The sequence below is a fragment of the Salinibacillus kushneri genome, from assembly GCF_900111405.1.
Classification (GTDB): Bacteria; Bacillota; Bacilli; order Bacillales; family Alkalibacillaceae; genus Salinibacillus; species Salinibacillus kushneri.
Genome location: NZ_FOHJ01000005.1, coordinates 168,546 through 189,786 on the forward strand (window position 1 = coordinate 168,546; position 21,241 = coordinate 189,786).

Genomic DNA, 21,241 nt, shown 5'->3' on the forward strand with positions numbered 1-21,241 from the left:
GATATCATATACCAGGATATCAAATCATTCACTGTCCTTATAAAGTAAAAAAGCCCATTCACCTCGTTTCGCAATTTGTACACTTGATGGAGCATGAGCATCTGCGCCGTTATTTTCTCCACCTAGATCAATGGTCCATTCATCGGGGCTTTTTTGAAAAACCGAGTGAATCGTTTTATCTTCGCGATGAAAACCGACTACAGTTAACATATTTTCTGTCTCACCCCAAAGATGCCACATCCACTTTTGTCCATCTAAGCTCGGCATAGTAGCACCTATCACACCAGATTTATTCTTGTTCCCCGCCATATTTTGAACACCAAATTCGACTGCTTTCTTATCCCAATCAATACGTTCAAAATCACTTGTTTCAACAAATTCTGGGATATCCTCTGGCAGCTCTAACTCCCCTTCTGCTTCACTTGAGGCACAAGCTCCTAAATATACCAAACTCACAAATATCAATAAATAGGATATTCTCCTTCACCCCTCCGAATTCAGATGGACTATAGCGGAAGTGACCTATTACTCAAAACTCTCAGCAATCTTTATCAAATCTTCCTTAGAATACCTATCCTGATCTCCGGATTCCTTCAGAGATAATTGATAGGTAACCTCATTCTCTTTCCAGAAAAGTACCTTGGCTCCTTGATTATGTTCCAGAAATGTACCTTTTAAATTGTCAATAGAGACTTCTTCGGTTTGATTTCCTGTACTCTGTTTTACGTCTGAATTTGATACATCAAGAAATAAATATTCTCCTCCTACACCGTAAAAGGCAACACTAAACATGGATTGATCTGTTGGAGGTTGGTTAATTTGAGTGCTTTCAACCTCAAAAGGCATTTTCATTGGCAATTTGTATTCAAAATCGATGTTATCAAGCTTTTCTGTAACGTCTGTCTGGTTAACTTCATACATATCAGAATTCTGATTCGAACAACCTGTTATTAGGAATATTGCGAAAAATAGTAGTACAAAACCTTTTTTAAACATGCAATTCCTCCAACTTTTTTACTTTTCTTCTAATAAAATCTCAATGTTATCTTTATTTTTTTCTAGTAAATCCTTTAATACCTGATTTGCTTGTTTCGTATATTCCCTGTCACCCATTGGTTCTCCCAGCATTTCTTTTATATAAGCTTCCATATACACGCCTATTTCAGTAGTTTTTTTATGATATTTTTTATAATACTCATCTGGTGACATTCCCAATTTTTTAGCTTGTGAATCTATGAATTCTCTAAAAGAAGAATTAGTAGAAATGCCTATTTCATCTAACTCGTCGTTTTCAGCTGCTTCCATTTGGTTTTTCATTTCTTCAGAAACATCAATGTTCATTTTTTTGACTTCCTGAAACATCAATTTCGTTTGTATAGCCCCATTAATCATATCAGCTATATCTTCATCTGGAAATAAAAAGCGCAGCTCTCCTATTGTTATTTCCTCACCTCTTACGATTGCTGCAACATCATCGTCGTTATAGTCTAAATGGTCTGTGCAACCAACCATAAAAATGAAGCCTGTCAGGATAGCATAAACGAGTATTATTTTCTGCACAGTTTCACCTCAAGTCTTTAACGATACCGATGAACCTCTCATGAAATGTTTTATACTACACTTCTATCATTATATTTTACGTATTTTCTATTCTCCACATCCCCAAAGCGTCGATTCAATTTCAGGAAAAATCTCTACTCTATAATCACTCTGATAGAATGGAGGAAATCACATGCAGTGAATCCCACTCCCCACCAGAAATTTTGATAATCGGATATGGCTTCGGAAAGAACTTTTGCTTAATTTCATAAACGGACAACCCGCTCTTATATAGCTCCTTCACCTGTTCGCTTACATTTTCAAGATAATCTAATTTCTCCTTTAACAGCTCTTTTCCATTTTTAAAGTAACCTGAATGACTGCAGAAAATAGATTGGAAGTCATAATGGAGTAATTTTCTGATTGAGTTCATGATAACAGGAATCGACTCACTCTCCATCATAACCTTTGTTTTTGTAGAAACAAATAGATCTCCTGTAAATAAACGACCAGTTTCTTTATGTAAAAGGGAAACGTGGTCTTCAGCATGACCTGGTGTATAGATAACATCCCAATTATGGTTTCGGGATTGAATAGTATCACCAAGTGGTAACGCCTTAAATGCATCCCGTCTACCCCAGGCAATTTGACGATATTTTGGGTATGGACTGGATTGCTCGCATATCGGAATTCCTTTTTCATGGACATATATCGGGATATCCCAATTTGCTTGTATCCAAGGAGCTAATCCTGAATGATCTTCATGGCTATGCGTTAAGGTAACAAAATCAAACGAATTCTCTTTAAAGAAATCGAGTAATGCTGCTTTAATTGATTGAGTTCCTGTATCAATCAACATTCCATTCACTAAAAACAAAAAGACTCTTCCTACTCTCACTTTGGAGTTTTCAATGATTGCTTCTACACAAGTCACATTCTCTTTTTCATAAAGATTCAGCATTGAAATTCCCCCTCATCTTTATTCATAACGTATTCAAAGAATAACCTCTTATTATCCTTTTTCAACATTTTATGTAGCAAAAAAAGCGTCTCTATCTAGAGAGACGCTTAAGTTATCTAATGGGAAGCTTCATTTCGCAGGGACTTTTGCAAGGAAATGATTTCCTTTTGTATACTCGGAAATTCTTCTATTTCCGGAACTTCTTTTGCCGTTGGAATTCGCTTTCGACTGGCCGCATTTGCCATGGATTCACAGACATATATCAATTGGGCAAGGTTATCATCCGACAGGTTTGGACGATTACTAATCGCACAGTTCTCCAGCAAATAGCTTAAATGATTAATGGAATAAAGGACAGACCAGTAATAAGCGAGCGCTTTCCGGTCAACAGGAATTTCACCAGCTGCTGTATTGTATAAAATGTTTAAATTATTAAGATTGGTACGCATTTTTCGAAGCTCCCTGCTCTGAGTAGCATCAAAACCTTTTCCTTGGTTAGAAAATAAGGCCAGAAGTAATTGAGACTGACTGCGAATGGTTTTTGTGATGAGATGAGGAATTCGACTGGATGCAGACCTTCTTCCTATCGTCCAGACACCTATCAAACCAATTAGGCTTCCAATAATAACATCGATTATTCTTGCGGATGCAAAATACGCAAATGTAAAGCTCCCTTGACTTGTACTTTCCGCCATCAGTAAAGCATTCGGGGTGAAAAATAAAGCAGCTAATCCATAATTTTTAACAATAAACAATTCGGTAATAAAGGTAAGACTTAAAACAAACAAAGCAATCAAATAGCCTGATGGATTAATTGCAAGAATAATACTGGCAATAACAATCCCTATTAACGTGCCAAAAGCTCGTTGAATACCACGATGATAGGTAGCGACAATCGAAAAACCTGACATGACAGCTACACAGGATAATGGAACCCAATATGACCTGGCAAAACCGAATTGATAGGCAATCACCGCTGCAATAATCGTCACAAACCCAAATCGCAATGCTGTAAGGAATACAATGGAATTCTTATCAAATGCCCCACCCATAACCTGTCTGATTGATGTTTTGTTTACTGGAATATCCTGATCAATTCTGGTTTCAGGTACATTCATGATTGCATCGGCATCATAAATTCGCTCGAATAAGGATTCCGTTTTTTCATCCATTTCTTCGGATTGACGAATACTTTTATAATCTAGTTCACTTTGATTGTTCTGATCTAAGGATATAGAAATTTGATGAACGGTTTGGTCCAATTCTGGCGGCAGCTTTGTTTTTTGACCCGAAAAGTTTTCAACAATATACAGAAATATACTATGAGCATGATTATTCAATAAGTATAAACGCTTGAAATGGTCCGTTTTTCGCCATGGGATATACCCTGCTTTTAAAGAGTTATCTGCTTCTATAAGCATAGACATAACACGATGTCTAGCTTCATTAAAGGTTTCGGTACCAACTGCTGAAAGGAATTCTGCTAATTCTTCATAAAGTCGTTTAACAACACTAGTTTCAGGTCCATGAGGATTAAAGACCCATCCAATCATCGCAATGGTAAAAGACAGCATTCCGCTTGAGAAAACAAGTGCTGAGCGCAATAGAGCATCTTCAGGCTGTACCGGCATTCCTGTGGTCATGGCAAATACTAAAACAAAGAAGATAGCAGATGGGCCAGAAATACGCAAAGCGCCGAAAACAAAAATAGCAACAGCACCTATCAGCCCCATTAATAAAGCAATCGCAAGTGGGTACGGAGCGACCAGAGTCCCCAATGCCGTTACTAAAGTCAGGCCTAAAATAACAAAAATAAGCTTCTTGGCCTTTTGGGCATAAGGCACGTCAAAGACGTATAGATAGGTGAAACCGCCCATTGCTGCAATCAAACCATATTCTAAATGGCCAGCCAACAGCCAAATCAGGATGGGAAGAGATGCAGCTAAACCTGCAGAAAAGGCTTTAACCCATGGAAATGGCTTTTTGTTTACCTTTAAAGCTTGTTTAATTACAAATATAATTTCAGATTTTTTGGTAGTATGTTCTTTCATGTTTGTCACTTCTTTCTAACAGAAAACAAGACCAGTTCTACTATTATATCAAAAGATTGATTTATGAGGAAACCTGTACCAGTGGAAGAGTAAGGGCTTACTTTCGGATTTTGCATTTATCGTATAGGTATGAAATTAGGTTGGATAAAGGAAATAATTTTCATTTATTTTGGAATCACCTTCTCTTCCCACTCTTCTCGTAAAACGCCCATTTTAATTGCGTCAAAGTATTTACCATCAACTGTTCTCGCTTTCCTTATACGTGCTTCCTCTTGCATTCCTACTTTTTCTGCTACTTTAATCATTCTTAAATTCCCTGACCATGTTGACATCCCTAAACGATGTAAATCTGTAGCGGAAAAGAGAAAATCAATCCAACGTTTGTAAGCTTCGAAGCCATAACCGCCATTCCAGAAGTTTTTATTATAGATAACAATTCCTGTTTCGAGCCAGTTTGTGTTTTGATCTACCCAGTATGAGCCTACATAGGCAATCGTTTTACCATTAGCTATTATAATAAGTGAACCAGGAATTTCTGAGAAAATATTATGGTTCCATTGTTTTCTATATTCTTCCCTACTTATTTTCTCTTCCGGGATATATGGCCCGTTCCAATTCTTGGCTGCTTGCTCCTTCTCTTCAAATTTCCAGTAATATAATTCATCAATATCCTCATCTGACGCTTCTCTTAATAAAAGCTTTTCTCCAACTAATTCCACCATATTTTAAATTCCTTCTCCTTTTCTATCGAATGCGGTTAAATTTGATAAGGCTCAGATGTCTGGGAAACATTTTTTCTTTCCCGATTACTCACATACCACCAGGAAATCCCAGCAAATCCGCCAATTACCCCAACAATCATACCGACAATAGGTGAACCAAGTAACGAGATGGCTGGACCTGAAATGAGCAGGGATAGCTGTTTTACCCCTGTATCGACTGTGTGATCAATGGCAAAAATTCTTCCACGCACTTCAGGTGATACTGTCATTTGTAAAATGGTCATCCCTAGGGTCAATAATATGCCTGCACCTAACTGAGATAAAAAGATAAAAATCATTCCGGCCCACACATTTGTGGAAAATGCAAATGCAACAAAAAAGGCAGCTTGAATAACAAATCCCCATCCATACCACCTATGAGCAGAAGTTACATTATTACCTACAACACGACCAACTAAAGATGCTGAAAGAATAAAAGCTAAACCATCTGCAACATATAATAAACCAATTCCTATACCTCCAAGGTTATAGATAAGATCACCTAATACAGGTATCATGACAAAATAAGGGCCTGACATGATGGCAAAAGCCACACTTGTGCAAATCAAAGCCATGATAATACGATTCTCCTTTAAAAGGGTAAACCCTTCACGTAGCTCTGCGAAGTATGACGATGATTCCTCCTTATCCTGTTCCCTCGTTACTTCCTTCCATTTTGTGATTAAGATCCATGCGGCGGACCATATATAGCTGAATGCATTAACAGCGAAGGCGATAGCTGGTTGAACAACTGTAGAGACCAGACCACCAAATGCCGCTCCCACTACAGAAAGTACGCCAGACGTAGCAACCGTCCAGGAATTTGCCTCTGTGATATCTTTTTCTGCGACAACACCCGGGATAGTGGCATTTCTCGCCGGGCCAAATACACTGCTTGCTATTCCCATGAGCACAGATCCTGTATAAAAAGCCCACATTTGCTGTTCTAATGCAGCCCAAATGAATACGATGGCAACAAGTGCTCGTACCAAATCAGATATGTACATCATCAAACGTTTTGAAAACCGATCTAATAATGGCCCTGCTAAAAAGGACAGTGTTACTTGTGGTAAATCACGGCATAAAAGCACAAGTCCCATAGCTGTTGGAGATTGGGTTAAACTCAATGTGGTTGCAGCTAGTGCGACATGGTTAAACCAATCTCCTAAACTACTTCCACTCTGAGCCATCCATAATCGGAAAAAGATTTTATTTCTAAAAATTAAACGAGATTGCTTAGTCACAAAACATCAACTCCGAGAATTATAGAGTAATCATGAAAGAGGGTAGCGAGATCCCTAATGCTCATTTATATGCCTGTCTATAATCATGTGTTTTACACACTCACAAATCATATAGACAAGCACTCCGCCTAAAGTATTAATGAGTAAATCATCAACATTAAATTCTCGCCCCATCATAATCATTCCAAAATAAGTTAATGTAAATTGGAGTGTTTCTAAAGTAAAAGAGACTAAAAATACAATGACTGATACTTTAAAAGTGCTTCTCACATTAAATAATAAAGACAGGTAAACACCTAAAGGCATTAATAAAAGAAAATTTAAAAAAGTTAACTTAAAAGAGTTCCAAAAGAACCAATCCAATCCATTTGAACGATATAGATTGAACAAATCCCCAACAAAATAAAAAGGGATCATCTGAAAAGTAGGGTTCATATTCTTCTGCGGTGGAAAAGTAATGCCGCCAGTAGTCATTTGTACTACATGTAATAGATAAAATATAAAGCTGTAAAAAATCACTCTCCGTAATAAATTCCTTGTTTTATTCCTTATGATATCAACGACGATATATATAAGTAAGATTGCTGTTCCAATCACAAATACATTGTAATTCAACCATTTTTCCGCCTTCCTTTACCTCAATTCTATCAGTACAAGACTATCTTAACATCTTTTTCCAAATAACTTAATGGATAACTCACAAATATGGAGAATAAACAACATTTCCTTTTTGACTGATTTATTAAAATAAGTGGTTGTATTTCAAATTTACTTAATGTATGATATTTAAAGAACATATGTTCCCCTTGTGAAGGAGAGGAAGATAAATGTGGAAAAGAATTGAATGTGTTGCCATTTATACAGAGGATACTCAAGAATCTGTACAATTTTACCAATCACTAGTTTTATCAAAAGCCTGGGAAACCTATCAGAATCAGGAAAAACAATGGAGACTAAGCAGGTACGAAATTTCCTGATGGGAATTCAGAATTAGTACTAAAGAATAACCCTCATTTGAGATTTGCTGAAACCGAGACTGTTGTGGAAGATGTTCAGGGAGACCTATGACAACATAAGGTCTAATCCTAAGATTCAGTGGATACGTAAATCCTTTTCGAATTCATTAGGTGTCCATGTAGCTGTGTTGCAGGCACCAGAAGGAAATATGAATTTTTATTAGTTGGAAACGAATAGATGATAGAGGAGGAACTATGGATTTTAAAGAGGCCAAGCGTTCATTTATATTAATCGATTTTCGTTCGGCAGGAAAATGGAATGGTAGTATGATTTGTCCTTTACCCAAGCTATGGCATAATGTATACCAATATGTTAGAGAAACCAACGAAGATAAAATCGTTAGAATATGCTTACACTTTAAAGTGACCATTATAACTATTTTTGTGATTTTAAAATAAAATCTGTTTTCTGGACAATTTTGAGTCAAGAAGTCATTTACCTACCTTTCCTGAACAAAAGAGATTTGTTGTTTTTATACCAATAGTCATGCTGAAAAACTTCCCAATGAATAGAGGGAGATATATGGGACTATCTAATTAAGGAACGCATTACAAACTATAGACTACATACTCAACTTTATCTTTCTTTAAAATAGAACGGTAGGAACTGTATTCTCCCTTTCCATTAGCCTTTTACCATGTTTAATTAATAAAACTACACCCTCTATTTATACACCACCTCTCCCGGTATTCCACATGTACTTAAGAGGATAAACAATGCTATTAGTTTAATTCCTATAGAGGTTATATCCGTCTCTTCTCATTTCGGTTTATTTTACAGCTTTCCAAATGGTCCACCGATCTTTTTCTATAATTTTGTCATTTACTGGCAACTCTTGATCAATAAAATTAAGTATCCTATTTAATTCCTGATCAGTCAGTTCATATAAAATACTTCTACCACTTCTTCCTTTAACATCTTGTAATAATTGCTGTTTATTTTTATATACTTTTCTCGTTTCCCATAATTTCACTTCTTCTATGTATCTAAAACCTGCCTTTTTAAGTTTTACAATTACTGATGAACTTTTGTGTCTACGCTTCATTTCAATTTCCTTTAGCCTTGGAAAGCATTCAAAAAAGTATCCCCGAATATGACTGATAGTACCTTCCAAGAAACAATCTTCAGGGGTACGGTCCTGAATAATCAAAAGCCCATTATCATCTAAAATCCGGTATGCTTCCTCAAAACATGCATCAAGGTCTTTAATATGATGAATTAATGCTCGTTCAAGAACTAAATCATGGTTATTTCCTTCTAATCCAGTTTCGTAAGCATTTCCAAATTTAAACGTCAGATTTTGATCCCCTTGAGCTTTTTCCTTTGCACCTTCAAGCATAGCTTGAGAAAAATCAATACCAATTACTGTATCCACTCCTGATTCCAATAGAGCTTTGGAATAAATTCCTCCACCGCATCCAATATCTACAGCACTAGTAATAGGTTCGATGGGTACTAGATTTGTTATCGTTTCCATCCAGGTAGAATCCGCATGACGATCTGCATACTTGAAACGATTTTTATTACTATGGAAATCAATCCCCACATTTTTCACTCCTCTCTAAAAGCTTTATACAATAAATTAGTTTATACAGGACGATGAACTATACTTGAAAACACTGATAAAATAATCTTCTTCAGGAAAATCCCCCATATACATGAACCCATTCCGAGAATAAAAGTTTCTTAGCTTTATATTTCCTGACCAGCAATCTAAATACAGACTTTTATTTAACTCTTTTGCGTACGAACAGGCATAATTGATAAGCTTAGCACCCAGTTTTTTGCCTTGGAATTCAGGTAAAAGGGCTATTTTAGACAGGTAAAAACTATTAGGACTCAATGTAAGATGACTAAGTCTATTTATTTCCTCTAAAAAAAAGGTTCCAATTATCCTATAATCTTTTATTAATACATAGACATTATGGTTCTGTACTTCCTTATCAATATAATCTTTATTCCAAGGATAAGACCATTGATCAATTTCTTTTTTCATCAAATCTACCGTGGCTTCATTTAAAACATGGAGAACCTCTTCAGATTCCATAGAAGTTGCCAAGTTAATTCTCATTTATTATTCTCCTTGTTTTAAAAGAATCTCTGCTTTTCCACTTCTAGATGCCACTATATATAACCTTTATTTCTGCCGAAGTCTATAAGTCGCTTGTATGGATCTCCTTCCAATCCTAATTTTTTGCAGAAGGCAGGTTCTGTTTTTATTCCTTGTTGTTTAAGTTTTATTACTCCTTCTTTTATACCGGGAATTTCTAACATGATAGCGTGTTCTATGATCATATGAAGGTAGGCATTTTGTTCTGTTACAGGCTCGGGCTGACCAAAAAGTTCAAATTCAAATTCCTTGTAATAAAAGTTTGCTTTTACTACCGGAACACCGCGAATCGTGTTCCTTTTAACTATGAAGTGGTCCTTTTCACCATAAAGGTGTCTTAGCTTTTTCTCAAATGCGTCTAAATGATAAGCTTCCATAATCACATCTAAATCAGAACGCTCAATATCAATTCCTATAGGTAATGTGCCACACAAAATCGGATGAAACTCAGATAAATCGTGTAATATACCCAAATCTTTAATAGCCTTATACGCAAGGTTTTGCTTCGTCGTCCCCCTATACAAATGATCAATGGTTTCAAACATAATGGTTTCCTCTCCTCCCCCACAGTTTCCTCGTCTTTTTACAAATCAAACCATTCTAAAGTAATCCATATGAGTAAGATAACCCAAGTCAGCAATATGAAAATAACAGCCGTCCAACTATTTGGCTGCTCCCTTTCATCTATTTCTTTTATTTTCCCCTCACTCTCTACTATTACTTCCTTAGGGATCATTCCTAATGCCAGCTTTATGCCTAATGGCACAAGAATAAGATCATCTAAGTATCCAAGTATCGGAATAAAATCAGGTACTAAATCAATCGGACTAAATGCATAAGCTACTACAAAGGCTGTAAAACACTTCGTATACCAGGAAACTCTTTCATCCTTGTAAGCCAAATACAGAACCATAACTTTTTGTTTTAATCGCTTCGCCCAGTCCTTGATATTTTTCAATCCTGACACCCTGTTCCTACTTTTATTATAATGGTATTATAAGTATTTACAGTGATATCAGTTCTTAATCCATAACCAGGCACATCTACTAAACGCAGGTATGCACCTGGTTAACGTACTTACTTAAGGTTTTAAATTCATTAGGGCTCCATAATATTGTGATGCTGGCGTAAAGGTAATGAATGCAAACAGTTCACTTTGTTCAAAGGTCCCGACTGAAGTGAAATTAAATGGAGATAAATGATAGTTGAACCCGTATTCATCACTAGAAAAAAGTTTTATAGACCTAAAAAAGGGAGAGAAAGTTAATGTCACAATCACTAATCTTTGATATGGACGGAACATTATTCCAAACAGACAAGATATTAGAATTGTCACTTGAAGATAGGTTTAACCATTTACGTTCCTTAGATAAATGGGATAGTGGAACTCCTATTGACAAATATCGCGAAATAATGGGTGTGCCTTTACCAAAAGTTTGGGAAACCCTGTTACCCAATCACTCTCAGGAAGAAAGGAAACAAACGGATGCTTATTTTCTGGAAAGGTTAGTTGACAATATAAAGAACGGGAAAGGTGCTTTATACCCCCATGTCAAAGAAGTTTTTAGTTATTTAAAAGAGCAGAATTATTCAATTTACATAGCAAGTAATGGACTTATAGAGTACTTAAAGGCCATAGTAGATTTCTATCAGTTAGATCGCTGGGTGACAGAAACATTTAGTATCCAGCAGATTCAATCGTTGAGTAAATCAGATTTAGTTCAGCATATTGCAAAAAAATATGGAATATCGCATGCAGCAGTTGTGGGTGACCGCCTATCCGATATAAAGGCAGCAAAAGATAATGGTTTTGTTTCGATAGGATGTCAATTTGATTTCTCAAGAGATGATGAACTTGCTGAGGCTGATATGGTTATAGATGATTTAACCCAGCTAAAAACCAAGTTGTAGAAATTACATATATAGATAGCAGCACATTCTATAATGAGAAGCCTTTCATCTTAAGTTCTCTCTAAATTATGATACGACTGCTAAAGCTAGAACAGTCGTATCAATGATTAAGTACTAATAATTTCGATGTTTACTCCATTTGTATCTGTAACTTATCGTAACTTTCTTCAAAGCGAGTTGGTCTCCAGATATAAAGTTAAGCACACTAACATTTTCACCTAGTAATGTTGATAAATTGATACATCATTTAAATCTTTTATATGCATTCTTCCTCCCTAAACAAGCCCAATATTTTACATGTAAAAGAGATAAACATTATTCATTCCTTTCACTACGCTTTTTCCACTCACTTAAGTACATTCGATTTGTAAGTTTTTTAGGATTATCAAGTTTAGAAATGAATTCCAAACTATTTCCATCAGGGTCATTGAAGTGAATTTTCGCATGAGCATAACCATCATGAGGCATAACAAACGGTTCAACCGGTTCAAACCCAAAGGCCTTTCTAGGTTGATATCCTTTACTTCTAAGCCATTCAACAGATTGTTCCAAATCTTCCAAGGTTACCTGAAATGCAATATGTCTAATAGAAGGATGATAGTCTAGTTCTACTTTGTCGGTCTTCCATAGGCCCAGCCAGCTTTTATCTTTTTCAATCCATAAAAAAGCTAGTCGATCTTCAACCTGATGATCAAACGCCAATCCCAACTCTTGATAAAAGGCAATTGAGCGTTTTAAATCACTTACTGGTAAATGGGCTTCATATAATCCTTTAATCACTTTAACCGTCTCCTATCTTTAATAAACATACAAGCAAACCGTATAGGTTGCTTCGGATAATGGATGCAAATTTACTACAACTTTTGATGAAGTTTACCCATACTCGGGCTTTTTCCTTAAAAACAAGCCAGGTTACAAAAGCAATAAAGATATAATGTTCCGAAATGATTTTTACATAGGCTCTTTTAAACGTGAATGATGAAAAATAGATGAAAATTGGGAAATCTTCAATAAAGCTTCCCAACTCTTGTTTAACTGCTTATTAAAAGATGCTCTAAATATACACTACCCATAAAAATAAGCCAGACTGCTAATGGAATTGCCAAACTCTTCATTGCTTGTAACAGCTTATAATCTCTATTTTTCTTTTGTAGAACTCTATCAGTAATAAAAAACAACATAGAAGCACCTAAACTATACAACAGTAATATAAGACCAAAAACAAGGTGCAAAATACCAGAGATAATTATTTCTGATTTTTCATTTTCTATTTTTGTTGATATCATTTGACTTACTTTATCACTAATAATAGACGTTAACACTCCGTAAATTAAAATAGCCGGGAAACTATACAACAAATAAACGGGGGTGGCTAATACAACCGCAAATAAATAATCTGACATTGATGGGATAGTTTCTCCAAATGGGTTTGGCTCAATAAGAGCTAGCAAAATGGCAAACATAGAACCTGTAACAGACGCCGAAATAATTTTTCTTGATATCATTTTGTTCACCTCCATATTCAGTACATACATAAGTTAATGAAAACTAATTATTAGATTTTTCCAATCCAATATATCAGATATATCGGTTATTTCAAATACAAATGATATAAACGAAAACGCTTTAATATTGTATTTTGTACTACCCTAAGGGGCAAACGGAAAATAGGTGAAGGCGACTACGAATAAGGCAATACTTCCTGCCCAAACATAAATGACAGTAAATAAGATGTCTGCAAAAATAAGACCCCATCTTTGCCACGATTGTCTTCTAACAGCTGCTTTAATCAAGCGATAATTAATCATGGCAAGCAGGTAAATTCCTAAAACGACACAACTAGAGACAACCCATTGTCCAACCGGAATAGAACTATCCCGAGAACGTTCTATAAAAAAACCGGATTGGACTTTAATAATCTGGCTTACAACGATAAATATAATGACTAATAAGCCACCTGCTCCACCTATCCACTTTTTCTCTTTTCCTGTCGTACCAATTAATACGCACCAGCCAATGGCAACAAACAAAATAAACAGAATAAAATCCATAACAGCCTTCCCTTTCTTCTGATTACTGTATTCCTATCTTCTTATTAATCTATCATGTTAGAGATGCAACATCCAAAAAGAAAATAAGCATTATCTCACTTATGTAATACATCCTGCAGCGTCTCCTGAAGCGTCCTAAACGTGAATGTGTAACCTGCTTTCTCTAATCTTTCTGGAAGAACCCAACGGCTTTTCAAGACCAGTACCGTTTCTGTCCTAATAAATACCGCTCCCATTTCGAGTAACCATTTTGGTGCCGGCAAACCAAATGGAACCTTCATTTCCTTTCGTATGAGTCTCATCTGTTCTTGATTGATTACAGGATTTGGAGCAGAACAATTAAAAGCCCCAATAAGGTCATCCCGGTCCTTTAAAAAGAGAACGATTTGAAATAAATCTTCAATATGAATCCAGCTAAATCTTTGGTTACCTGATCCCTGAGCACCACCAAGACCAAACCTTGCTAAATTTTTATAAGGAGTTATTACGCCTCCATCTTGACCTAATACAATAGCCGTTCGTAAAGCAACCTGTCTTGTGTCAGGTAAATCAAATTCAAAAAAGGCCTTCTCCCAATTCGTCGCCACATCAACAGAGAAGCCGGAGCCAATCTCGCCATTCTCTTCAGTCATCGGCCGGTCCTCAGCATGACGATAAATCGTTGCTGTACTGGAATTCATCCATACTTTAGGTGGATTTTGACATTGCAATATGGATTCCCCGAGTATTCTTGTTGTCTCAATCCTTGAATTCATGATTTCCTGCTTATTTTTTTCATTGTAACGACAGTTTACCGATTTTCCGGCCAGATTAATCAAAAGCTCTGCATTCTCTAATGCTTTGACGATTTTAGCTCGATCATCCCAAACTATATGTGGGGAGTTTCTAGAAATAACGAGGACCTGAAATCCTAGCTCATGAAACTTTTTCTCAAAATAATTCCCAATAAAGCCAGTTCCTCCAGCTAAAACGACCTTTTTCATAAGAATTCCTCCAGTTCAGAAATAAAAGCTGGTTGTACGTATAGTTGCTACTCCAGATGCCCCCTCTTTTTTCATAATATCAATCCTTAATAAGGAATTTTTTCAACTTGAATAATCAATACTTTCACATTAAGTTTAGCATAAATTCCCATATGGCAATTTGATAAATTATATATATCCCCCAAAAAAACAGCCCAATTTATAAAATTGGACTGCACCATATTTTCCGGTATTTCGTTCACATTTATTTTCCATCCACTACTTCTTTTAAAATTTCATAAGATCGCTTTTGCTTGGCTGTATCATAAATATAGGAGACAACCATAATCTCATCGACATCATATTTTTCCTGGAAGCTGGTTAGCTGCTCTCTGATTGTAGCTTTACTTCCCATAAATGTCACACTTGACATGGAGGTTGCAGCCGCTTTTTCTTGCGGACTCCAGAGTTCATCAATATTATCTACTGGAGGACTTAAGAAATTTTGTGAACCTCGGACTACATTTAAGAAAAATTGCTGCATGGTTGTCGATTCCATTTTAGCTTCTTCATCTGTTTCAGCAGCTATCACATTTAGACAGACCATCATATACGGCTTATCTAAGTATTCAGATGGCTCGAATTGATCCCGATAAATACTCATGGCCTCCTCCAAATATCTTGGAGCAAAGTGGGCAGCAAAAACATAAGGAAGTCCCAACCTAGCTGCTAAAACAGCTGAATCAGGTGATGAACCTAGAATATAAATCGGTATATGTGTGCCTATGGCTAAATGTGCTTTAACGAAACCCTGGCTTTCTTCTGATCCAAAATATGTGAGTAAGGATTTTACATCCTGTGGAAAGGAATTCACAGTATCACTTTGAGAACGTCGAAGTGCACTTGCGGTAAGCATATCCGTACCAGGTGCACGGCCAAGACCTAAATCTAAACGGTTTGGATAAAGAGTTTCCATTGTGCCAAATTGTTCCGCGACTACTAGTGGAGAATGGTTTGGCAGCATAATTCCGCCAGAGCCGACACGTATTTTGCTTGTATTTTCCAATGTATGTTTGATTAAGAGTGAGGTAGCTGAGCTTACCAGTGTTTTTGTATTATGATGCTCCGCTATCCAATAACGTTCGTAGCCCATTTCTTCCGTTGCTTGTGCTAAATCGACCATATCATCAATCGCATCTTTTTCTTCTTTTCCCTGACGGATTGGTGCTAGGTTTAACACGGATAATGGGATATTAATATTTGCCATGTTAAACTCTCCTTTGTTCTAAAACTTGAAGAAAATACAAATTCTTTTGTAGCATAACACAGCTTACCTTACTTTTCATATTTAATGCTTTTTTAGAGTGGTGCTTTCGTCTATTTTGCCCCATTAAAAAACTAACTGCATGAAATCAAAAATTGTTTTTTACCCTTATGTTTTAGTTTTTAAAGTTTATACTTAACTTTCATGAATAAATCATTTACCACATCAAAAAATAAGGATAGGATGAATAATTTGGAGGTTACTTATTTATGAGCTTTCAGGAATATTGGAGCTCCATCTATGATTTGAACGAGAAACTAAATTCTACAATGTTTGAATATTGGAAGCAATATTCCTACTTTGATACATGGCAGTTTTGGTATATTGTCTTCTTATTGGTAGCCCCTTTAATTATATTATACTTTTCAGTTGACCGTAGTAGAATCTTTGAAATACTCTTCTACGGCTTTTCTGTTAATTTACTTTGGACCTATGCGGATACAATTGTTGGAAGTACGTCCTTTTTTGTTCATCATTATTTCCTAATTCCTTTATTACCCTCTGCTTTAAGCTTGAATTCTGCGGTTCTTCCTGTAGGATATATGCTCGTATATCAGTACTGTACAAATCATAAGAAAAACTATTTCCTGTATATAGCTGTCCTAAGTGCAATATTTGCGTTTGGTTTTGCAACTTTGGAAGAATATATGGGACTTGTATCTTTTAACAAGGGGATGAATCAGTTTTATGTGTTTCTTGTTGATATAGGTATCGTATCTATTGCTTACTGGCTGACTCGATTTGTTTTAAGGCTTCGGACTTCAGACCAGGATTAAGGTGAAAAATCATTAACCAAGAATATAAAATTGTCGATAACAGGTTGAACATTACATGGGAAACAAAATCTGATGAAAGATAACACATACATTTATATACCAAATATGATTGGATATTCGATTGAGGAAATGAAACAAAAATTTAAAGAATATACTATTAACATTCAAATGGACACCATTTTATTGAAGAACAAGATGTTAGATCAGGTAGATACAAGAAAAATAAGTTGGTCCAAATATCGGGAAGTAAATAAATGCTCCTGAATTAAGGGAAAATAGTTCCGTTTTGGTGGAGAAACATACGAAATATCATACTTAAAAGCAGACCAAATCGCATATGATTTGGTCTCTTATTTTTTCCTTATATATTAACGATTATTTGATAGTAACACTTGAATGAGCATACAAAATCTCAATTCGAATAGCAGAATGACAACTTCCATTATATTTAGGGTAGAAGTGTTAATTACTATGTTGATGTTAAAGTTTGTGAATGATTATTCTTAAAACGAACGGAGCAATTTAGTGTAACAGCCCAGAATGTAACATTAGTTTAAAATACGACGATATTTTAAGACCTAAGCTTTATAATAATTTAGACCTGGGATATATAGAAAGAACTATCTGAAAATGATAAAATTTTCTTGCAATTGTAATGGAGAGTATATGAATACATAGGGGGTAAATAGTGAAAAGAGATATTCGTTTTTCAGAAAAACTATTGATGGCTGGACTTAGTTTTATTCTGTTATTTATGATCGTGCAAGATTGGGTTCCTTTAGGTTCATTAAATGACGTTCAAGCCATTAGAGAAGAACATTCATTTAATGAATTAATCACTGTTACATTGATTAATGTTACTCAAATTTTACTATTAATGGGACTGGTAATCATTTTTATGGGAAAAAGGTATCCAATCTGGACTAAACTTTGGTTAATTATTCATCCACTATGTATCTTTGTCGGGGTGCTAACATCCTGGTGGATTCCTTACTTTTTTGGGTATGGTGCAGAACAAAAAGTCGAAAGATATAATCAAATGTTTGGAGATACCCATTCTTTCCTTCCAATAATGAATGGAATTGTTCCAAATACGCTTCATATCCTTTATCATTTTACTCTATTATTCTGTATCATCGTATTGATTTATATTTCCATCACCTCTTCAAGAAAAAAGGAATATTATAATAACAGTTTTTCTGAAAACTTAAACTAAATTCTCCCTCACTTCACGTTATAAAAATTATTATTTCAGACTTCATGTAATCGATTTGTGAATTATTGTACTTAAACAAACACGGGTGCAATACTTCAATTGAGGTGTTCTATTGGGTAAAGTGTTTACGATTGATGTATCCAATAGTAAAACATCTCAAGAGTTACACTTATTATTCAATGAAGCCCTTAATTTGCCTGACATTTAAGGGGAGAACTGGAATGCCTTCTTGGATGCAATGACAGGACTTGTGGAATGACAAACGCCTTTATAATTTAGACCAAAATGGAAAAAACATTGGAAAAAGCAATATATTATTAATGGAGCCTACCAGTGAACGAATGACAGTAAATAACAGTACTTTTTCCTCTGTTAGTACCTAAAACAGAACTAAAATAAAATCATTCATAACTACTCATTTTCAGTTAAACCAAAGGTATAATCCATTTTCAAAAACTCGTACTCACCACCGTTCGTATTCTGCATAAACGTCTGAACTTCTTTAAACCCTAGTTTTTTATACAATTTAATAGCTCGTTGATTAAAGGTAGCAACGGATAAGGTAATTATTTTCGGATGATATATTTCTATGACAAATTCCAAACCCGTCTGGAGAAAATGATACCCATAACCCCTTCCTGTAAGGTCAGGTCTCATTCCGAAGCCAATATCAACATTGTCTTCACCCACTTGATTTGCACTAAAAAAACCAACTAAATCGTTTTCTTTCGTTACAGCAAACATAGAATATCCCCGCTTATTTGAATCGAGGAATTCTGCTAAATCTTCCTGATCAGCTTCCATATCATAAAAGGAATAAATTCCGTCATAATGCCATTTGTAGGCAATGTGTTCCGCTTGTTCCTGTGTCATAACATCGAATTGATAGGTCATCTGAATCCCCTCTAACTAAAATGTACTTTTTTCAAACTTTTGAACGAAGTCTTCTTCGATGATTTCATTGTCTTCTATTAGTAAAGATTGAAATTCATGAAATAGCTTATGAATGTCTTCCTCCTCATTTACAAGGTGAATGCTACGTTCATACTCCTCTTTACTTTTATACCTGGATACTTCAATCCATTTTGTTTTATCTTCCGTACTATTAAAATACAAAGTTTGAAAATCCAGATACTTCGCATAAATATTAGCAGCTTTTTCCTGGATTCTTATATACTCATCCAATTTATCCTGATGTACATGATACTGATATACTTTTACAAACACTGAAACATCCCTCATTTTTCCTTAATTTGAACATTTCTCTCTTAAACCTTTCGACAAAAACCCCGAAATCACCTGCATGATAATCCTTTATCCCTTTAAAAGGTATGGGGACAGTCCCAAGTTATGTTAACCTATACCATAGGAGAAACTAGATAAAAAATCAGCGTTGGGTCTTTTGTGATCCTGAGCTGGACCCGAAGCAAGTAATCATCATGAGAAAATATAAAGTGGTGAGGGGAAAGCAGATGTTCAATCCATCCTTTTTAAATCGGCTTGTTGAAATCTATCAAAATTATTTACTGGAAAATCCTGTAGGAGTCTATTTACACGGATCTTTGGCTATGGGCTGTTACCACCCTGAATATAGTGACATTGACATTCTAGTTGTGGTACGAGACAAAATTTCTAGAGCCACAAAAAAGAGGCTGATCCAGGAGATATTACGATTAGAACAAGAATACCCGGAACACAAACTGGAAATGAGTATTTTATTGAACAAATATCTCATAGACTTTCATTATCCAACACCTTTTGAGCTGCACTATTCGGATTTATATAAGCCTACCTATCAAAACCATCCAAACTTTCTGTGTGAAGGAGATGTGGATCCGGACTTAGCTGCGCACTGTGTCGTTACGAAGCACAGAGGGATTACACTCTTTGGTAAGGATAATCTTGAAGTCTTTCCAGATATTAATCCAGGGTATTATATTCAATCCATCTTAAATGATATTGAAGACGCTCCTAAGAATATCACCAAGAATCCCATCTATTTTTCACTCAATTTATGCCGGGTGCTTTATTACTTAAAAAAAGGTGTGATTGCCTCTAAAAAAGAAGGCGGAGAGTGGGCAGTTTCAAAGATTCCTGATACATATACCGAACTGATTAACATAGCTTTGGACCATTATGCAGGGAAAAATGAAAGAACCGATTGGGATCATTCCCAGTTAATAGAATTTGCTGAATTTATGTTGAAAGAAATTAATCAGGAACTGAATACAGAGCATATTAAGCAACCCGATTCCTGCCTGGGAGGGAAAAATATTGAAGAAATCTTACGCAGCTAAAAGATTTCAGGATTTTGCTGAACAGTGCCATGATACATCTCCATTATATGAAGAATTATCTAGTAACATAGCAAGGGATGAGGAGATCCTTACTTTATGCGCCTATACAAAGAAAGGACAGCCTGTACCAAATTTACTTTTTGCAGCAGTTCAGTATCTTTTAATGAAAGGAAAAAAACATCCATTAGCCGATTTTTATGCCAGTTACGTTGATAAGCCCAAAGATATAGCGCATAGTTATCCTCATTTTAAAGACTTTTGCTTGAAATTTAAGGATGATATCGTTCCGTTACTACAGACTAAAAACGTGCAAACAAATGAAGTAAGACGTTGCGCTTATTTGTATCCATGCTTTTGCTATATGTATGAAATAACCCAAAAACCAATAGCTCTTATTGAAATTGGTACGAGTGCAGGCCTTCAATTACTCTGGGATCAATACAGTTATTCTTATGGAACAAATCAAATTTATGGAAATCAGCAAGCGGAGGTACACTTACAATCAGAAATCATAGGTCCTGTACCGTCTTTACGTCCCATAAGTCCGCCTGTTCTAAAAAGAATTGGGGTCGATTTACATATCAATGATGTGACGAATGATGAGGATTTGCAATGGCTAAAATCACTTATTTGGCCTGAGCATTCGGACGAAGGAAATTATTTGAGAAAGCTTCGCAAGTTCTAAGAAAAAATAATCTGGAATTCATTGAGGGAGATGGGATAGCTTTATTACCGGAAATCGTAAAAAATATTCCAGGTGATATGCTTATTGGGGTTTTCCATACTCATGTTGCCAACCAGTTTTCTGATGAAGCCAAATCACAGCTTTTGTCTACTATTTCCAGGATTGGAAAAGAACGTGACATCTTTCACCTTTATAATAATATTCAGGATACTTATCTTCATTTAGACACTATTTTAAGCGGGAAAGAATATAAGAGGACTATTGGTGAAACAGATGGACATGGAAGATGGTTTTCGATAGATTTAAAGGGATAAGGGAAAAATCTCTATTAACTTG

At 35.6% G+C, this 21,241-nt stretch carries 26 protein-coding genes and 1 pseudogene; 8 read left to right on the top strand and 19 right to left on the bottom strand.

All coding sequences use genetic code 11. The annotated features are described in order from the left end of the window. Positions 1 to 24: 24 nt before the first annotated feature. The 8 genes from BMX63_RS09155 to BMX63_RS09190 form a co-directional block, all read right to left on the bottom strand. Positions 25 to 456 (bottom strand): hypothetical protein, encoded by a 432-nt coding sequence (locus tag BMX63_RS09155; protein WP_245732789.1) that lies wholly within the window; start codon positions 454 to 456, stop codon positions 25 to 27. Positions 457 to 525: 69 nt separating this feature from the next. Next, complete coding sequence (locus BMX63_RS09160; protein ID WP_093134500.1) at positions 526 to 996, bottom strand: DUF4367 domain-containing protein; 471 nt, start codon at positions 994 to 996, stop codon at positions 526 to 528. A gap of 18 nt (positions 997 to 1,014) precedes the next feature. After that, the gene (locus BMX63_RS09165; protein ID WP_245732790.1) at positions 1,015 to 1,560 is read right to left on the bottom strand and encodes a SurA N-terminal domain-containing protein; all 546 of its coding nucleotides are present in this window, start codon (positions 1,558 to 1,560) and stop codon (positions 1,015 to 1,017) included. 145 nt (positions 1,561 to 1,705) lie between these two features. Continuing rightward, positions 1,706 to 2,500: an MBL fold metallo-hydrolase gene (locus BMX63_RS09170; RefSeq protein WP_093134503.1), complete on the bottom strand. Its 795-nt coding sequence runs from the start codon at positions 2,498 to 2,500 to the stop codon at positions 1,706 to 1,708. A gap of 116 nt (positions 2,501 to 2,616) precedes the next feature. Next, complete coding sequence (locus BMX63_RS09175) at positions 2,617 to 4,551, bottom strand: FUSC family protein (RefSeq protein WP_093134505.1); 1,935 nt, start codon at positions 4,549 to 4,551, stop codon at positions 2,617 to 2,619. A 164-nt stretch (positions 4,552 to 4,715) separates the two neighbouring features. Continuing rightward, a complete protein-coding gene (locus tag BMX63_RS09180; protein ID WP_093134508.1) occupies positions 4,716 to 5,273 on the bottom strand; it encodes a GNAT family N-acetyltransferase in 558 nt (185 codons plus the stop codon). Positions 5,274 to 5,308: 35 nt separating this feature from the next. After that, positions 5,309 to 6,556: an MFS transporter gene (locus BMX63_RS09185; RefSeq protein WP_093134510.1), complete on the bottom strand. Its 1,248-nt coding sequence runs from the start codon at positions 6,554 to 6,556 to the stop codon at positions 5,309 to 5,311. A gap of 54 nt (positions 6,557 to 6,610) precedes the next feature. Beyond that, positions 6,611 to 7,171, bottom strand: a complete 561-nt coding sequence (locus BMX63_RS09190; RefSeq protein ID WP_093134513.1) for a VanZ family protein — start codon at positions 7,169 to 7,171, stop codon at positions 6,611 to 6,613. A 212-nt stretch (positions 7,172 to 7,383) separates the two neighbouring features. Here BMX63_RS09190 and BMX63_RS18750 point away from each other — a divergent pair, with 212 nt between their 5' ends. Further along, positions 7,384 to 7,533 carry a VOC family protein gene (locus BMX63_RS18750; protein ID WP_342732258.1) on the top strand — a complete coding sequence of 50 codons (150 nt, stop codon included), beginning with the start codon at positions 7,384 to 7,386 and terminating at the stop codon, positions 7,531 to 7,533. 234 nt (positions 7,534 to 7,767) lie between these two features. Then, positions 7,768 to 7,971, top strand: coding sequence for a hypothetical protein (locus BMX63_RS09200; RefSeq protein ID WP_093134515.1), 204 nt, complete (start codon positions 7,768 to 7,770; stop codon positions 7,969 to 7,971). 371 nt (positions 7,972 to 8,342) lie between these two features. On the opposite strand, the gene BMX63_RS09205 is transcribed toward BMX63_RS09200, so the two are convergent. From BMX63_RS09205 to BMX63_RS09220, 4 genes are read right to left on the bottom strand one after another with little or no spacing between them, the layout of a single operon-like run. Further along, positions 8,343 to 9,119 carry a class I SAM-dependent methyltransferase gene (locus BMX63_RS09205; protein WP_093134518.1) on the bottom strand — a complete coding sequence of 259 codons (777 nt, stop codon included), beginning with the start codon at positions 9,117 to 9,119 and terminating at the stop codon, positions 8,343 to 8,345. 36 nt (positions 9,120 to 9,155) lie between these two features. Further along, on the bottom strand, positions 9,156 to 9,644 hold the full coding sequence (locus BMX63_RS09210) for a GNAT family N-acetyltransferase (RefSeq protein ID WP_093134520.1): 489 nt from the start codon (positions 9,642 to 9,644) through the stop codon (positions 9,156 to 9,158). A 53-nt stretch (positions 9,645 to 9,697) separates the two neighbouring features. Continuing rightward, positions 9,698 to 10,228, bottom strand: a complete 531-nt coding sequence (locus BMX63_RS09215; RefSeq protein WP_093134523.1) for a DUF4269 domain-containing protein — start codon at positions 10,226 to 10,228, stop codon at positions 9,698 to 9,700. Between the two features lie 38 nt (positions 10,229 to 10,266). Further along, positions 10,267 to 10,596, bottom strand: coding sequence for a YkvA family protein (locus BMX63_RS09220; RefSeq protein WP_093134753.1), 330 nt, complete (start codon positions 10,594 to 10,596; stop codon positions 10,267 to 10,269). Positions 10,597 to 10,949: 353 nt separating this feature from the next. On the opposite strand from BMX63_RS09220, the gene BMX63_RS09225 reads away from it, so the two are divergent. Next, a complete protein-coding gene (locus tag BMX63_RS09225; RefSeq protein ID WP_093134526.1) occupies positions 10,950 to 11,594 on the top strand; it encodes an HAD-IA family hydrolase in 645 nt (214 codons plus the stop codon). Positions 11,595 to 11,909: 315 nt separating this feature from the next. On the opposite strand, the gene BMX63_RS09230 is transcribed toward BMX63_RS09225, so the two are convergent. From BMX63_RS09230 to BMX63_RS09255, 5 genes are all read right to left on the bottom strand, one after another. Further along, positions 11,910 to 12,374 (bottom strand): VOC family protein, encoded by a 465-nt coding sequence (locus BMX63_RS09230; protein WP_093134528.1) that lies wholly within the window; start codon positions 12,372 to 12,374, stop codon positions 11,910 to 11,912. A gap of 251 nt (positions 12,375 to 12,625) precedes the next feature. Then, entirely contained in the window at positions 12,626 to 13,099 is a 474-nt protein-coding gene (locus BMX63_RS09240) for a hypothetical protein (protein ID WP_245732792.1), read from the bottom strand. A 144-nt stretch (positions 13,100 to 13,243) separates the two neighbouring features. Continuing rightward, positions 13,244 to 13,645 (bottom strand): hypothetical protein, encoded by a 402-nt coding sequence (locus BMX63_RS09245; protein ID WP_093134534.1) that lies wholly within the window; start codon positions 13,643 to 13,645, stop codon positions 13,244 to 13,246. 95 nt (positions 13,646 to 13,740) lie between these two features. Further along, positions 13,741 to 14,628 carry a TIGR01777 family oxidoreductase gene (locus BMX63_RS09250; protein WP_093134536.1) on the bottom strand — a complete coding sequence of 296 codons (888 nt, stop codon included), beginning with the start codon at positions 14,626 to 14,628 and terminating at the stop codon, positions 13,741 to 13,743. A 244-nt stretch (positions 14,629 to 14,872) separates the two neighbouring features. Further along, positions 14,873 to 15,874 carry an LLM class flavin-dependent oxidoreductase gene (locus BMX63_RS09255; protein WP_093134539.1) on the bottom strand — a complete coding sequence of 334 codons (1,002 nt, stop codon included), beginning with the start codon at positions 15,872 to 15,874 and terminating at the stop codon, positions 14,873 to 14,875. Positions 15,875 to 16,140: 266 nt separating this feature from the next. On the opposite strand from BMX63_RS09255, the gene BMX63_RS09260 reads away from it, so the two are divergent. From BMX63_RS09260 to BMX63_RS09270, 3 genes are all read left to right on the top strand, one after another. Beyond that, positions 16,141 to 16,707 (top strand): hypothetical protein, encoded by a 567-nt coding sequence (locus BMX63_RS09260; RefSeq protein WP_093134542.1) that lies wholly within the window; start codon positions 16,141 to 16,143, stop codon positions 16,705 to 16,707. A 72-nt stretch (positions 16,708 to 16,779) separates the two neighbouring features. After that, positions 16,780 to 16,971: a hypothetical protein gene (locus tag BMX63_RS09265; protein WP_093134544.1), complete on the top strand. Its 192-nt coding sequence runs from the start codon at positions 16,780 to 16,782 to the stop codon at positions 16,969 to 16,971. A gap of 424 nt (positions 16,972 to 17,395) precedes the next feature. Beyond that, positions 17,396 to 17,923, top strand: coding sequence for a hypothetical protein (locus BMX63_RS09270; protein WP_093134546.1), 528 nt, complete (start codon positions 17,396 to 17,398; stop codon positions 17,921 to 17,923). A gap of 411 nt (positions 17,924 to 18,334) precedes the next feature. Here the strand turns inward: BMX63_RS09270 and BMX63_RS09275 are convergent, their stop codons facing one another. Both BMX63_RS09275 and BMX63_RS09280 read right to left on the bottom strand, forming a co-directional pair. Beyond that, entirely contained in the window at positions 18,335 to 18,817 is a 483-nt protein-coding gene (locus tag BMX63_RS09275) for a GNAT family N-acetyltransferase (protein ID WP_093134549.1), read from the bottom strand. Positions 18,818 to 18,832: 15 nt separating this feature from the next. Continuing rightward, positions 18,833 to 19,165 carry a hypothetical protein gene (locus tag BMX63_RS09280; RefSeq protein WP_245732793.1) on the bottom strand — a complete coding sequence of 111 codons (333 nt, stop codon included), beginning with the start codon at positions 19,163 to 19,165 and terminating at the stop codon, positions 18,833 to 18,835. 197 nt (positions 19,166 to 19,362) lie between these two features. On the opposite strand from BMX63_RS09280, the gene BMX63_RS09285 reads away from it, so the two are divergent. Continuing rightward, entirely contained in the window at positions 19,363 to 20,220 is an 858-nt protein-coding gene (locus BMX63_RS09285; protein ID WP_245732794.1) for an aminoglycoside adenylyltransferase domain-containing protein, read from the top strand. Continuing rightward, positions 20,195 to 21,219, top strand: a pseudogene (locus tag BMX63_RS09290) (DUF2332 domain-containing protein). The gene BMX63_RS09285 and the pseudogene BMX63_RS09290 overlap by 26 nt, the downstream one beginning before the upstream one ends. Positions 21,220 to 21,241 lie beyond the last annotated feature (22 nt).

Coding starts and splice junctions, on each gene's coding strand:
- BMX63_RS09285 (WP_245732794.1), top strand. CDS start 19,363: ATGAGAAAATATAAAGTGGTGAGGGGAAAGCAGATGTTCAATCCATCC.
- BMX63_RS09240 (WP_245732792.1), bottom strand. CDS start 13,099: ATGATATCAAGAAAAATTATTTCGGCGTCTGTTACAGGTTCTATGTTT.
- BMX63_RS09280 (WP_245732793.1), bottom strand. CDS start 19,165: ATGAGGGATGTTTCAGTGTTTGTAAAAGTATATCAGTATCATGTACAT.
- BMX63_RS09200 (WP_093134515.1), top strand. CDS start 7,768: ATGGATTTTAAAGAGGCCAAGCGTTCATTTATATTAATCGATTTTCGT.
- BMX63_RS09245 (WP_093134534.1), bottom strand. CDS start 13,645: ATGGATTTTATTCTGTTTATTTTGTTTGTTGCCATTGGCTGGTGCGTA.
- BMX63_RS09175 (WP_093134505.1), bottom strand. CDS start 4,551: ATGAAAGAACATACTACCAAAAAATCTGAAATTATATTTGTAATTAAA.
- BMX63_RS09215 (WP_093134523.1), bottom strand. CDS start 10,228: ATGTTTGAAACCATTGATCATTTGTATAGGGGGACGACGAAGCAAAAC.
- BMX63_RS09220 (WP_093134753.1), bottom strand. CDS start 10,596: ATGGTTCTGTATTTGGCTTACAAGGATGAAAGAGTTTCCTGGTATACG.
- BMX63_RS09210 (WP_093134520.1), bottom strand. CDS start 9,644: ATGAGAATTAACTTGGCAACTTCTATGGAATCTGAAGAGGTTCTCCAT.
- BMX63_RS09265 (WP_093134544.1), top strand. CDS start 16,780: ATGAAAGATAACACATACATTTATATACCAAATATGATTGGATATTCG.
- BMX63_RS09160 (WP_093134500.1), bottom strand. CDS start 996: ATGTTTAAAAAAGGTTTTGTACTACTATTTTTCGCAATATTCCTAATA.
- BMX63_RS09225 (WP_093134526.1), top strand. CDS start 10,950: ATGTCACAATCACTAATCTTTGATATGGACGGAACATTATTCCAAACA.
- BMX63_RS09180 (WP_093134508.1), bottom strand. CDS start 5,273: ATGGTGGAATTAGTTGGAGAAAAGCTTTTATTAAGAGAAGCGTCAGAT.
- BMX63_RS09255 (WP_093134539.1), bottom strand. CDS start 15,874: ATGGCAAATATTAATATCCCATTATCCGTGTTAAACCTAGCACCAATC.
- BMX63_RS18750 (WP_342732258.1), top strand. CDS start 7,384: ATGTGGAAAAGAATTGAATGTGTTGCCATTTATACAGAGGATACTCAA.
- BMX63_RS09275 (WP_093134549.1), bottom strand. CDS start 18,817: ATGACCTATCAATTCGATGTTATGACACAGGAACAAGCGGAACACATT.
- BMX63_RS09260 (WP_093134542.1), top strand. CDS start 16,141: ATGAGCTTTCAGGAATATTGGAGCTCCATCTATGATTTGAACGAGAAA.
- BMX63_RS09250 (WP_093134536.1), bottom strand. CDS start 14,628: ATGAAAAAGGTCGTTTTAGCTGGAGGAACTGGCTTTATTGGGAATTAT.
- BMX63_RS09170 (WP_093134503.1), bottom strand. CDS start 2,500: ATGCTGAATCTTTATGAAAAAGAGAATGTGACTTGTGTAGAAGCAATC.